10 protein-coding genes are annotated in these 12,762 nt (G+C 58.2%); 5 read left to right on the forward strand and 5 right to left on the reverse strand.

Translation table 11 applies throughout. From position 1 onward, the window contains the following. Window positions 1-11: 11 nt before the first annotated feature. The 5 genes from GMET_RS06925 to GMET_RS06945 form a co-directional block, all read right to left on the reverse strand. Window positions 12-1,136: an HlyD family secretion protein gene (locus GMET_RS06925; RefSeq protein ID WP_004513133.1), complete on the reverse strand. Its 1,125-nt coding sequence runs from the start codon at window positions 1,134-1,136 to the stop codon at window positions 12-14. Between the two features lie 2 nt (window positions 1,137-1,138). Next, complete coding sequence (locus GMET_RS06930) at window positions 1,139-2,446, reverse strand: TolC family protein (RefSeq protein ID WP_004513132.1); 1,308 nt, start codon at window positions 2,444-2,446, stop codon at window positions 1,139-1,141. A gap of 196 nt (window positions 2,447-2,642) precedes the next feature. Continuing rightward, window positions 2,643-4,802 carry a transglycosylase SLT domain-containing protein gene (locus GMET_RS06935; RefSeq protein ID WP_004513131.1) on the reverse strand — a complete coding sequence of 720 codons (2,160 nt, stop codon included), beginning with the start codon at window positions 4,800-4,802 and terminating at the stop codon, window positions 2,643-2,645. A 207-nt stretch (window positions 4,803-5,009) separates the two neighbouring features. Next, window positions 5,010-5,669, reverse strand: a complete 660-nt coding sequence (locus tag GMET_RS06940; protein ID WP_004513130.1) for a response regulator — start codon at window positions 5,667-5,669, stop codon at window positions 5,010-5,012. Then, window positions 5,666-7,465, reverse strand: a complete 1,800-nt coding sequence (locus tag GMET_RS06945) for a sensor histidine kinase (RefSeq protein ID WP_238378987.1) — start codon at window positions 7,463-7,465, stop codon at window positions 5,666-5,668. Before GMET_RS06945 ends, GMET_RS06940 begins: the two co-directional genes overlap by 4 nt. A gap of 519 nt (window positions 7,466-7,984) precedes the next feature. Between GMET_RS06945 and GMET_RS06950 the strand changes: the two genes are divergently transcribed. The 5 genes from GMET_RS06950 (at window position 7,985) to GMET_RS06970 (ending at window position 12,673) form a co-directional block, all read left to right on the forward strand. Then, a complete protein-coding gene (locus GMET_RS06950; protein ID WP_004513128.1) occupies window positions 7,985-8,650 on the forward strand; it encodes a thiol:disulfide interchange protein DsbA/DsbL in 666 nt (221 codons plus the stop codon). A gap of 11 nt (window positions 8,651-8,661) precedes the next feature. Continuing rightward, window positions 8,662-9,372, forward strand: coding sequence for a protein-disulfide oxidoreductase DsbI (gene dsbI, locus GMET_RS06955; RefSeq protein WP_004513127.1), 711 nt, complete (start codon window positions 8,662-8,664; stop codon window positions 9,370-9,372). Window positions 9,373-9,429: 57 nt separating this feature from the next. Continuing rightward, window positions 9,430-11,307 (forward strand): aryl-sulfate sulfotransferase, encoded by a 1,878-nt coding sequence (locus GMET_RS06960; RefSeq protein WP_004513126.1) that lies wholly within the window; start codon window positions 9,430-9,432, stop codon window positions 11,305-11,307. 96 nt (window positions 11,308-11,403) lie between these two features. Further along, entirely contained in the window at window positions 11,404-11,910 is a 507-nt protein-coding gene (locus tag GMET_RS06965; protein WP_004513125.1) for a peroxiredoxin family protein, read from the forward strand. Window positions 11,911-11,923: 13 nt separating this feature from the next. Further along, window positions 11,924-12,673, forward strand: coding sequence for a cytochrome c biogenesis CcdA family protein (locus GMET_RS06970; protein ID WP_004513124.1), 750 nt, complete (start codon window positions 11,924-11,926; stop codon window positions 12,671-12,673). Window positions 12,674-12,762: the final 89 nt, after the last annotated feature.

Below are 12,762 nucleotides of genomic sequence, written 5' to 3' on the forward strand. Positions count from 1 at the left end.
AACCCGCAGTCCTAGAAGGGCCGGAAATCCCTGAGGATTTCCCCCAGTTTGCGCCCGGTGTTCACGGTGGGGATCACGCTCATTCCCACCCGGAGCAGATGCCGGGGGTCGCTCCCCGTATCCACCACGATCTTCACCGGCACTCGCTGCACCACCTTCACGTAGTTGCCGGTGGCGTTCTCGGACGGGAGGAGCGAGAAGGCGGCGCCGGTGCCGGCCATGATGCTGTCGACCCGGCCGGTAAAGGTGCGGGAGGGGTAGGCGTCCACGGTGAACGTCACCTTCTGGCCCGGTTTCATGTGGGCAAGCTGGCTTTCCTTGTAATTGGCCGTCACCCACGTGTCGTTAAGGGCCACCACGGCCATGAGGGGCTGCCCTGCCTGGACCGTGGATCCCGTCTCAACGGACTTGCGGGTCACGTAGCCGTCGACGGGGGCAACGATGCGCGTGTAGGAGAGGCTGAGGGAGGCTTCCCGTAGTTTCGCCTCCCGCTGGGCCACCCTGGCCTCTTTGCCGCCGGTGCCGGCAAGACCCAACTCTGCCTGGGCCTTGCGTACCCCTTCCTCTGCCTCCCGAAGCTGGGCAGCAGTCACCCGTCGTGCCGTTTCGAGGCGATCCAGCTGCTCACGCGGTATCACCTCCTTGGTAAAGAGGACACTTCCGCGCCTGAGGTCCAGCTCCGCCTGGTCCAGCCGCGCCCGGGCGTGGGAAACCGCTGCCCGGGCCGCTTCCACCTGGGCGTAGTCCCCCGAGGTTTCATTGCGCGCCATGTCAAGGTCGGCGGCCGCCGACCGGACCCGAACCTCATAGTCCGTAGGGTCCAGCTCCACCAGGGTCTCCCCCTTTTTCACAAACTGGTTGTCCATCACCGGGACAGCGGTCACGGTGCCCGAAACCCGCGGCGATATCGCGTGGATGTGGGCCTCAACAAAGGCGTTGTCGGTGGTGATGAGGGTCTTGCTCCGTAAGAACCAGTGCGTTCCCATGAACAGCCCGATGGCGATCACCGCGAGGAGAATGATTCCTGCCCGCGTCCGCTTCCCTCCCCGCTGCTTGCCCGCTGGGCCGGCCGTATCCGTTGCGGTTCTGGCGGTTTCTCCCGCCCCTTGATTTTCCTTCGATTCTTCCACTGCCATGACTACAGTTCTCCCATCGCTTTTCTGACCCGCGCCGCCGCCACCTGGTAGTCGAAGACGGCGCGGAAATAGTCGGTCCTGATCTGGGTAAGGAGCGTCTGGGCGTCGATGACGTCGGTCGCGGTCCCCACCTGGGCCTGATAGCGGTCGCGGTTGATGCGCAGATTCTCTTCCCCCTGCTTGATTGCCGTTTCCACGGTCCTGATCCGCTCGGCGGCAACCCTGGCATCGTTCAGGGACGTTGCCAGTTCAAGGCGGATCTGTTCCCGGGCCTGACGGAGGCTGTCCCGCTGCTTCCTCAGGTTTGCCACTGCCTGGCGGTATCGCGACGTGGTGGCGAAGCCATCAAAGAGGTTGACGCGCAACCCCACGGTGGCAGCATAGATGGCCTGCTCCCGCGCCTTGCTGTTCTCCATGTAGTCGATGGTCCCCTGGGCGAAGATCTCCGGGTAGAAGCCGGTCCGGGCTTCGGATACCCCTGCTTCTCCTGCCTCCACCGTCCTGGTGAGAGAGGCGAGCTCGGGGCGGTTCGCCAGGGCCTTCTCTTCGGCTGTTTCAAGTGGCGGAAGGGACGCCGGGGTATCCTTCTCCTCCAGGTTGGCCCGGAACGGGAGAGGGCGTCCCGTCAGATAGTTGAGGAAAAGCCAGCGGTTCTCAACGAAGTTTGCCGCCGCGAGACGCCTCTGCCGGCTGTCGGCCAGCTTCACCTCGGCCTGGAGAAGGTCGTTACGGGTCACCACTCCCTGTTCGTACAGGTTTTGGGCCACTCCCAGATGGTCGGTGCGCTGTACGATCTCTTCGTCGGCGGCGCCGAGAACCTTTTTCGCTTCAAGGATCCCGTAGTAGGCCTCCACCACCTGGAGGAAGACATCCTTCTCCCGTGCGTCGTAGCTGTGTGTGATCGCCTCCTGGAGGAGCGATGCCCTCCTGGTGCGGGAAGAGGTGTGGCCGAAGTCGTAGATGGTCTGGGTGGCAGTGACGTTGAAGAATCCGTAAGTGGCGTCCTGGGTTTCGGTTTCGCGTCCCGCGAAGGAAAAAGCCTGGGGCCTGGCCTGGGCGGTGTATCCCCCCTGGAAATCGAGGCGGGGGAGAAAGCCGCTCTTGGCCTGGGAAATGTTCTCGGCGGCGATGCGCGTGTCATGGGCCGTTACGGTCAGGTCATAGTTGCCGGCGGCTGCCCGGCGCAGGCACTCAGCAAGGGAAAGGGTTTCGGCGCGTGCCGTTCCCGCCAGGGAGAGAACCGCCGCCAGGGCCGCAAGGAGTCTCGGTACTGTCGATTGAGGAATGGGTGCATTCTGGTTGTTCTGCATGGAGAATCCTCCCGTTACTGGCGCAGTTTCTTGAGGGTGAAGCGCAGGGCGGCACATTCCTCTGCGGTGAGGGGAGAAAGGAATGTTTCCGTCACCCGGGCGGCAATGGCGCGGGCATTATACAGACAATCAGTATGCTGTCAATTTGGAAGCTCAGGACGGAGAGGGATGCAAAGAATCAAGATCAAGAGCCCCGCTATTTTGAATTCTGGACGCCTGAATACGCCTTCTGGATGGCGGATTCAGGTGTCTTTACGAGAGTTGCCCGGTAGAGGGCACGGTAGATCTCCGCATTGGCGAGGACCTTCTTCACGTATTCCCGTGTCTCATAGTAGGGGATGTTTTCGATGAACTCGTCATCACGTTGGTAGGGGAGGGTGCGGCGCCAGCGGTCCACCGGGGTGGAGCCGGCGTTGTAGGCTGCCACGGCAGCCACTGTGTTGCCGTGGTACTGGTTGAGCAGCCCTTTCAGGTGGCGCACGCCGAGGTTGATGTTGAAGGCGGGATCGGTGAGGCGCGTGGAGATGTTGGCCCCCTTGCCGTTCACCATTGCCCTGGCGGTGGCCGGCATGAGCTGCATGAGCCCCACGGCCCCCACGGGGGAGACGACAGTCGGCGAGAAGGTGCTCTCCGCCCTGATGACACCGTAGACGAGCTCTTCCGCTACCCCATGGTCGGTGGCCTGACGGGTTACCGCCTCACGGAAGGCCTTTGGATAGAGGAGCCCCCACTGGGTGAGGGAATCCCTGTCAATCCGGCGGGGGAGATTGTCCCGATAGATGGCTGCGGCCGAGTTGTAGTCTTCCATTTCCAGATAGAGGCGGGCCACTCCCAGGAGAGACTTCTGCTTCAGACCGTTTTTCTTCCTGACGGATGCAAGCTCCTTCCGGGCTTCGTCGTGGAGTCCCACGGCAATGAGGAGCTTGATACGCTCATACCCGGCGGGCATCGGCAGGGACAATGCAGCCGGCTCGGCCGCCAGGGAAGGGGTTTCCTCGATGGTATTCAGCGCCGTGCAGGCCCGGCGGCCGTAAAAGGAGAGGGGAGATTCTTCCTGGACGCGGGCTAGCGAAGCGGCAGCCCCCTCCTTGTCTCCCGCCCCTTCAAGGGCGCGGCCATGCCAGTAGAGGGCCCGCTCCCGGTATTCCGGGATGGTTTGGAGGGCCTTGAATGCGTCGGCTGCCCCCCGGAAGTCCTTCGTGCCGTAGCGGGCCCACGCCGCCTCCCACGTGGCCCGTTGCCGGAGCTTCACATCGGTGGCAGCGACAAGGAGCCGGTCAAGCAGGGGAAGCTCTTCCTGATACCGTCCCTGGAATTTGCGGATGAAGGCTGCCTCCAGAAGCGCCTCGTTGGCCAGCTCTCCCCGCGGCGAGGCCTCGGCTATCTTGAGATAGGCATTGACGGCGTCGTCGCTTTTCCCGATCCCCTCAAGAGCTTTGGCATGCCAGAACCGGGTCTCCTCGGCCAGGGACGGTTTCAGCTCCTTTTCCAGAAGCCGGGCAAAGGTCCGTTCGGCATCCTTCCGTTGACGGGCCTTGTAAAGGGCCTGACCGCTCTTGAACGTGACCCGGGCAATGAAGTCGGCCGACTGGTTCGCCAGCGGGATTGCGTCAAAGGTTTTGACGGCCTGCTGGAACCGGCCGAGGCTGTACAGGGTACTTGCTCTCCGGAAAAGCTCATCGGGGGTGTATGGCGCAGCCGGGAATCCCTGGCGTTCCAGTTGGCGCAGAGCCTCCTCGGCGTCTTCGGCCACCGGCGAGGCAGGGTAGGCGAGCCAGAGATTCCGCAGCTCCTGAACCGCCTTTGCCTTGTCGCCGAGCCCTTCCCGGCAGCGGGCTGCCTGGTAAATGGCGGTGAGGGAATCCCTCCCCGAGGGATAGCTTTCCACGAACCGGATGTAGACGGCCTGGGCCTCCTTCAGGTCGCCGCGGGCAAAGAGGATGTCGGCCTGGAGCATCCGTGCCCGGCGGACGAGGGGGCTTTCGGGCCGTTCATGGAGGAGCCTCTTCACGGTTTCAAGGGCTTCATCGTGGCGTGCGATGCGATACAGGGCATCAGCCTCCCAGAAGAGCGGGTAGTCGGCCACAAGGGGAAGCTCCTTTGCCGCCTTGCCGAGCAGTTCGGCTGCATTGACCCACTCTTCGAGCCGGTATGCGGCGACGCCGGCAATCAGGTGCTTTTCCGGAGAGTCGGCTGCGTCCGTGGCGTTGTCCAGGGCCCCCCGGTTGTCCTTGAGCTTGAGCCGCACGGCGGCCTTGGCGAGTTTTTCGTCGAGTGTGGGGGTAAGGTTCTGGGAGGAGGCGGAGACAGCCAGACAGAGGAGCAGGGCCGTGGCAAGGAGCAAGCGGTTAAGCATGGGCATCGAACCTTCGTGGATTGGATTTGAACGGGGGCAGTCAATTCGGTGAGCAGAAAGCCGGCCATGATGCGTTGTGTCGGCGTTTGACCCATACTACCCGTACCCCCCCGCAAAAATCAACCACGAACAGGTGATTATTGCAGGGGGCGCTTCCTGAAATCCGTATATCTATAAGGCTCTTGCCTTGTTTATTGCACCAGCGAATCAGATAGTAGCATCCACGTTCATCCGGTATGTTCCATACTTGAGCCGGGTCAGCACGTTCTTTTCCAGCATAATCTGAAACGTCGCTACGACGGTCGGCTTGCTGGCGCTGAGTGCCTCAGCCACCTCGTCATAGGTGCCATGGAACAGGTTGTCGGCATCGAGGTGATTGATGACGTACTCCATGATCTCGGCCCGTCTTCCGCCGAGTGTATCGAGAATTTTCAAGAGGAAATCCCTATTGTCAGGCCCCTGTTTCCGCTCACTACTGGCGGCTTCCTTCTGGGTGGCTATGTCGGACAGGAGTTCGAGCATTTCGTGGAAGTTGAACGGTTTCAGAAGGTAGCCGTCCGCCTTGTAGCGAAACGCATCCAGCAGGTATTCCGACTCAGAATGGGCAGATACTATGACGACGGCGACCGACGCATCCTTCTGCTTTACGGCATTGAGGAGCTCTATGCCTGACAAGCCGGGCATGCGGATGTCGGTGAGCACTATATCCGGGTGATGCTCCTGCAGCGCGGCCAGGGCCTGGTCGGCGCTACCTACACAGATTGTGTTTTTGCAGAAACTGCTCAGGACCATCTTCATCTGCTCCCGTGCAATCTCCTCGTCGTCCACAAAGAGCACCGTCATCTGTTGCAAGGCGGTGACATTCATATCTGTTTACCTCCCTCGGTTGTTCTGGCGAACTGCAGGCAGATGCGGGCGCCATAGTGCGTTTCCCCGTGCAGTTCAAAGGACCTGTTCTCCGCCCAGACCTTCCCCTGGTCCAGATTCTCGACGATCTGGTGGCACAGATACAGTCCCAGTCCTGTGCCGTCGGCCTTGTCCTTGGTGGTGACATACGGTTCGAAAATGCGTTTGAGCAGATGGTCGGGGATCCCGCCACCGTTGTCCTGGAAGGTGACCGTCACCACCCCTCCCGACTCCTCGTTGCAGGAGAGCAGGATGAAGCGGTCACTTTGCACCAGGGAAAGCTGATCGCGCGCATTCAACAGCACGTTTATGGTCAGCTGCACCAGGTCGTTCACGAAACCCATGGTGTGCACCGGCGTCGTGATCCGGTTCTCGATGGTGACCCGGCTCTGCTCCATGACCGGCGCAACCATCGCTATGGCGCGCTCGACGGAACTCTGCAGCTCGATCACGGTCCGGCTGCTGCCCGACATGAGCAGTGAACGCCAGTCATCTATGATGTTAGACATGTATTCGATGTTCTGGTTCGCCTGGGTAATCTGCTTGCTGAGCAGGGCGTCGTCCAGTTTGCCGTACTGGTTCTGCAGCCCGATGTTCTGAACGATCAGAGAAAGGTTGTAGAGAGGTTGTCGCCATTGGTGTCCGATGTGTCCCAGCATTTCCCCGAGTGCGCACTGCTTTGACCGCTGGGCCAGCATCTTGTCCTGTTCCGTGATGATGTGCTCATACTTTCTGAACCCGACCATGTTGATACAGAGCATGACGCAGGCGGTGAGGGCGAAGAACAGCAGCCATGCGTAGAAATATCCCCAGTGCCGGTTCCGCAGCTCAGTCATGTCGTAGGCGACAAGATATTTACCGACTTCGCGACCTAGGTTGTCTCTAAGTACCTGGGACGTACTCACCAGGTAATACTTGTCTCCGATTTTGATGTCGTTTTTCGCCCATCTGAAATCAATCCTGTCTTTGAACTGGTTGAAGAACGCGGCGTCGTTGGATTTCAGCTTTTTATAATAGTCATAGACATATTCCTCGGAATCCGTCTTGTCCCCGGTGTCAAATTCAAGGAGTTTCCCATTGGAGAAGATGGCTGTCTTTACGTCGTGTAAAAACCATTTCAGATTGTAGTGAAAAAATGACAGGTCCACACCTATCTCGATCGTTCCTTCCACATTTGAACGAGCGTCCCGTACAGGAAGAACAATGCAGAAGTAGAGGGGAACGATGTTGGTCTCATACCCGTAGGTGTAGTTTTTCGTGGCAAAGACCTCTTTGCTAACGTTCGGTCTTAATTCCTCGGGGTCATGGGTGATCGACGGCGGTGTCATATGATATCTGAGTTTTCCATCGCCGTCATAGATGAGGACCGAGATCACCGGCACATAGCGTTTCCCGAAGTCGTAGAAAGCGTGATTGGCCACCTTCTCCAGGGCTTCTGCGTCGCCTGCTTTCAGCAGTTCGGCGAAGTGCTTTTGTTTTGCGATGTCGCTTACGTAGTTGACCAGGCGCGAACAGAGATACTCCGATTCGCTGTCGTGGGCATGCTTGATGAATGAGTTGATTTTGTTGGCGAAATAGGCGTAGTCGGAAGTCCTCTTGTACAGATCCATCAGGGAAAAGAAGCAGAACATGCAGAAGAGCAGGATATAGGTAACGATGACGATGCGTTTTTTATTGGCTTCGATAAATTTCAACATGGGGCGCGTCCCTCTTGGGGGGTACTCGTGATTGTCGAGCCGGTGCTCCTGGCGGCGCAAGGGTACTCCAGTCGGCGGTGAGCACCAGCATGTAAAACTAATTTAGTTTACTTCACCATAACAATAAAAGTAAACTAAAAATGAAAAGGTTCCCCGGAATACCCTGAAATCCCTCCTGTCTCCCTCTCGTAAAACCTCTCACCTTTAAAGTGCTTAACCAAATAATAGCAATAAATCTAGCTGGTTGCGACGATTTATTCATGCCATGCTCCCGCAGGATAAATGCACTGACACAGCTGCTGGTGGGCGCATGCAAATTTACTAAAAAAATGCTTGACACATCGTTTTTGGTTTTGTTAAATAAACTAAAAACGATTTGGATAATAATTTAAAACCAGAAAGATAGTTGATGCCGCCTGGTATATGTATTGTGGCTTGCGTGGTTCAATTAAGTTGTCTAACTAAGGGTGACGCTATCACCAGGCCAGCAATCGGAGAAAGGAGGAGAACATCACACACCACACGTCATACGAGGCCAGGATTTGCAGAGCCAACTACACACTATCAAGGAGAAAGATCATGTCATTCAAATTTGTCAAAACAATCGCCAAAAGTCTCGCACTGGTAGCTCTGTTCGCCGGCAGCTGCTTCGCCTTCACCGAGGGGACCGATTACGTGAAGCTTGCGAAACCGATCCCGAACGCCCAGGGGACGCTGATCAAGGTGTTCAGCTACGACTGCCCCTTCTGCTACAAGTACGACAAGAAGATCACGCCGAACCTGGTTCCCAAGCTGCCGAGCGATCTCAAGTTCCGCCCCTTCCATCTGAAGACCAAGGGTAAATACGGCGTCCAGGGAAGCGAGCTCTTCGCCGTGCTGCTGCTCAAGGATCAGAAGGCCGGCCTCTCCGACCGCGATCTGTATGGCCCCAAGTCACTCCTGAAGAAGGCCAAGATGGCCTACTACACCGCCTACCACGACAAGAAAGAGCGCTGGGATGCGGGCCCCGACGCCTACCTGAAGACCGGTCTCGACGCAGTCGGCATGAGCAAAGCAGAATTCGACAAGGCGAAGGCAGATCCCAAGGTCAAGGCGCTGCTGAAGGAGTGGGATGCCTCCTATGACGTGGCAAAGGTCCAGGGCGTTCCCGGCTTCGTCGTCAACGGCAAGTACCTCATCATGACCAAGAGCATCACCTCCATAGACGGCATGCTGAAGCTTATCAACGAGCTGAAGACCAAATAAGGAGACGCGTCGTGAAACTATCAGAAATGTTCGGCAACTTCAGGTCGGACCCGGCAGGAACCATCAGCCAGTGGCAGGACAAGCGGTTTCTCTGGATCTTCATGGCGGTGCTCAGTCTGTTCATGGTTATCCTGGCCCACTCCGTGTTCCAGATCTGGCTCTACATGAGACCCTGCGAACAGTGCGTCTACATAAGGCTTGCCTTCTTCGCCATGGCCTTCGGCGGCGTCGTCGCGGCCATCAAGCCCTCAAACCCCGGCTTGAAGATCGTCGGCTACCTGTTCGCCATCTGGGGAAGCTTCAAAGGTGTCCTCTACAGCATAAAGCTCAATAAGATTCACCACGCCGCCCACAGCGACGACATCTTCGGCGTGCAGGGGTGCTCACCGGAGCCCACCTTCCCGTTCCACCTGCCGCTGGATAAGTGGTCTCCGGAATGGTTCAAGCCGACGGGCGACTGCGGCTACGACAACCCGATCATTCCCGACGGAGTCCAACTGAGCGCCATGCAGAAGGCCATCACCGACTTCTATTCCGAAGGGTGGTACCTCTGGCCTCCCTCCCACTTCATGAACATGGCGCAGTGCACCCTCATCACCTTCGGCGTAATCCTCCTGTTCCTGGTGGTGGCAGCAGCCTGCTGGATCGTCACACTGGTGCGACGCAAGCGCCAATCCGCGACACACGAAGAAACTTCCAGCTGCTCTGGCAAGTTGGCATAACGACAATCCCGGCGTGAGGGGCGGCATGTCCGCCGCAGACAAAAAAAGGAGAACAGTATGAACTGTCGAAAAACAGCATTGTTGAAAACCGGGAGAGTGGCGCGGCTGGTGTTGTGCTCAGCCATGCTCGGAGCAGCGATCCCGACCATGGCACTCGCCATCGGCGGTGCGAGTGGCGCGCATGTGGACTATCAAGTGCAGGGAAAACTCGGCGAGGTCATCATGAACCCCTATGACATCGCCCCCCTGACCGCCATCATCAAAAACGGCGGCTACGTCCTTAAGGACGTCACGGTGCGGATCGTTCCCAAGAAAGATGGGCAGGAAATCAAGTACCAGGTCGCCAACAAGCATCTCCTGACCCACGGCGGCATCCCGGTCTTCGGCATGTACCCGGACTACGTGAATACGGTCGAGGTCGAATATTCCAGGCTGTACAACGGCAAGTGGGAGCAGGCCAAGGAAAGCTACACGCTCTATACCCCCCCTGTCTATACAGAGCCGAATGCCACGAAAACACAAAAGGCGGCTCTCTTTTCCGGGGCTGACGTCAAGAAGGTCGACAAGAAGTTCAGCGACCGGCTCTATTTCGTCAACAACTTCCTGCACAAGGCAGGCAAGGGGACCCGGGCGGTCTGGAACAACCCGACAGGCGGCGCCCTGGAGTGGAACTACTATCCGCAGAATTTCATCGTCGACACCAAGGGCGAAGTCCGCTGGTACATGAACGCCAACCCCATCTATGACCTGAAGTCGATCTATAACGCCGGTGTCATGATGGGCTTCAAGCAGAACAACGACGGCGCCATGAGCTGGGGTTTCGGCCAGCGCTACGTCAAGTACGACATCATGGGGAAAGAAGTTTTCAATCGTGAGCTTCCTGCCGGCTACAACGACTTCTCCCACTCCATGGACAATTCCCCCAACGGTAACTACTTCCTGCGGGTGGGCAGCTCCAACCTCAAGCGCGCTGACGGCAAGAATGTCCGCACCGTCCGCGACGTGATTATCGAAGTCGACCCCAGCAGCGGCCTCGTTCAGGATGAGTGGCGCCTCTTCGACATCCTTGACCCCTATCGTGACGTCAATTTTAAGGTGCTGGACCAGGGGGCCGTATGCCTGAACATCGACGCCAGCAAGGCCGGTCATACCATGAGCGCCGAAGACCTGGCCAAGCAGGACGCAAATGATAAATTCGGCGACATCGTCGGTGTCGGCCCCGGCCGGAACTGGGCCCACGTGAACAGCGTCGATCATGACGCCGAAGACGATTCCATCATCATCAGCTCCCGCCACCAGTCGGCAGTTATCAAGATCGGCCGGGACAAGCAGATCAAGTGGATCATGGGCAGCCCCGAAGGGTGGAAGAAGGAATACCAGGGCAAACTCCTGACCCCGGTCGACTCCAAGGGGAACAAGATCGAATGCGAGGCCGGAGGCTCCAAGTGTCCCGGTTACGAGAATGACGAGGGTGGTTTTGACTGGACCTGGACGCAGCATACCGCGTTTAAGATCGATAGCAAATCCAAAGGCGACATCATTTATGTGAGCGTCTTTGACAACGGCGACAGCCGCGGCATGGAGCAGCCGGCCCTGCCGAGCATGAAGTACTCCCGTGCCGTCATCTACAAGATCGACCAGAAGAAGATGACCGTCGAACAGATCTGGGAGTTCGGCAAAGAGCGCGGCAACGGCTGGTACAGCCCGGTCACCTCGCTGACTGAGTACCAGACAGACAAGGACTCCGTGTTTGTCTATTCGGCAACGGCTGGTGCTGATTTCGATATCAATACGGGTGCATTCAAGACCGACCCCAATCCTTACATCATGGAGTTCAATTACGGCTCCAAAGAGCCGGCAGTCGAGATTCAGCTGAAGGATACGACCGGCTACCAGGCCATGCCGTTCAGCGTGGACAAGGCCTTCACCAAGTAACCATCCTGCACAAAACCTCAGGCTGGAGGCTCTCCTTCAGCCTGAGGCACCGTACGATTCCACCGCACCGTAAACCGCATCAGAGAGGTTGTCTCCATGAACCAATTGCTCCGCTACATCTGCGCCTGCCTGTTCACCCTGACGGTTCTCGCCGTGGCGGCGCCGGGCAAAGCCGAGAGTGATGCACCCCTCGTCCGAACCGGGGCGCTGGCCCCGAACTTCAAGCTGCCCACCCTCTCGGGTGAGAACAAAAGTCTCGCCCAGTATCGCGGCAAGATCGTCCTCGTGAACTTCTGGGCTTCCTGGTGCCCCTACTGCCGCGACGAGATGCCTTCCATGGACCGGCTGGTCAAATCCTTCCCCAAGGGGGACCTGGTGGTACTGGCGGTCAACGTCGAAAAAAGATTTCCCGAAAAGTACCGCCGGGCCCCCGTATCGTTCAACTTTCTGAGCGACGCCACCGGCCAGGTGCAGCAGCGCTATGGCGCCAACCGCCTCCCGGACACGTTCATTGTCGACCGCAAGGGGATTATCCGGCAGCGGGTGACCGGCGGCATCGAGTGGGACGCCCCCAAGGTCGTCAGCTACCTGAAATCACTGTAGCGGAGATACCATCATGGACTTTGGTTCCGATATCACCGTCTGGATCGCATTCTCCGCAGGATTCCTTTCCTTTTTCTCACCCTGCGTTCTGCCGCTTATCCCTTCCTATATGACCTATATCACCGGGCTCTCCTTCGGCCAGTTGCAGGAGGCACATCCGGGCGCGAAGGTGCGTCTGGTCGTTCTGGCCCACTCCGTGGTCTTCGTCCTCGGATTCTCCGTGGTCTTCGTCGCGATGGGAGCCCTTGCCGGAGCAGCCTCCTCCACCTTCCAGACCGTCATGAAGGACGGCCTGGTCTGGCTGCAGCGTGCTGGCGGCTTGCTCATCTTCATGTTCGGCGTCCACATGTCAGGGCTGTTTCACTTCGGCCTCCTGCTCGGGGACAAACGGGTCCAGATCCAGAATAAGCCGGGCGGACTGGCAGGGACGTTCCTCGTGGGGATCGCCTTTGCCGCCGGTTGGACCCCCTGCATCGGTCCCATACTCGGGGCGATCCTTGCCATGGCGGCCGGCACGTCTGGATCAACCGCAACCAGCATGCTGCTGCTCGGAAGCTATGCTGCGGGGTTGGGAATACCGTTCGTCATCTCGGGTTTGCTGTTCCACGGTTTTCTCGATATTTTCAAGCGCTTCAAGTCGCACATCCGGAAGATGGAGTTCTTTACAGGGTTATTGCTGATGTCAGTAGGCATCCTTCTCTTCTTCGGTCTCTTCAACAACTTGACCACCTTGCTTTACCAGTGGCTCCCGATGGGGGCCTGAATCAACCTGCAGTGGAGTGTATCAATGCCTTTCTGGCCAGGTTGAAGCAACATCCAACAGCAAACGACAGGATCGCCATCCTCTGCACG

Origin of the sequence: Geobacter metallireducens GS-15 (genome assembly GCF_000012925.1) — a bacterium.
In the GTDB taxonomy this organism is placed as follows: Bacteria; Desulfobacterota; Desulfuromonadia; order Geobacterales; family Geobacteraceae; genus Geobacter; species Geobacter metallireducens.

Coding starts and splice junctions, on each gene's coding strand:
- GMET_RS06925 (WP_004513133.1), bottom strand. CDS start 1,136: ATGGCAGTGGAAGAATCGAAGGAAAATCAAGGGGCGGGAGAAACCGCC.
- GMET_RS06930 (WP_004513132.1), bottom strand. CDS start 2,446: ATGCAGAACAACCAGAATGCACCCATTCCTCAATCGACAGTACCGAGA.
- GMET_RS06935 (WP_004513131.1), bottom strand. CDS start 4,802: ATGCTTAACCGCTTGCTCCTTGCCACGGCCCTGCTCCTCTGTCTGGCT.
- GMET_RS06940 (WP_004513130.1), bottom strand. CDS start 5,669: ATGAATGTCACCGCCTTGCAACAGATGACGGTGCTCTTTGTGGACGAC.
- GMET_RS06950 (WP_004513128.1), top strand. CDS start 7,985: ATGTCATTCAAATTTGTCAAAACAATCGCCAAAAGTCTCGCACTGGTA.
- GMET_RS06960 (WP_004513126.1), top strand. CDS start 9,430: ATGAACTGTCGAAAAACAGCATTGTTGAAAACCGGGAGAGTGGCGCGG.
- GMET_RS06965 (WP_004513125.1), top strand. CDS start 11,404: ATGAACCAATTGCTCCGCTACATCTGCGCCTGCCTGTTCACCCTGACG.
- GMET_RS06970 (WP_004513124.1), top strand. CDS start 11,924: ATGGACTTTGGTTCCGATATCACCGTCTGGATCGCATTCTCCGCAGGA.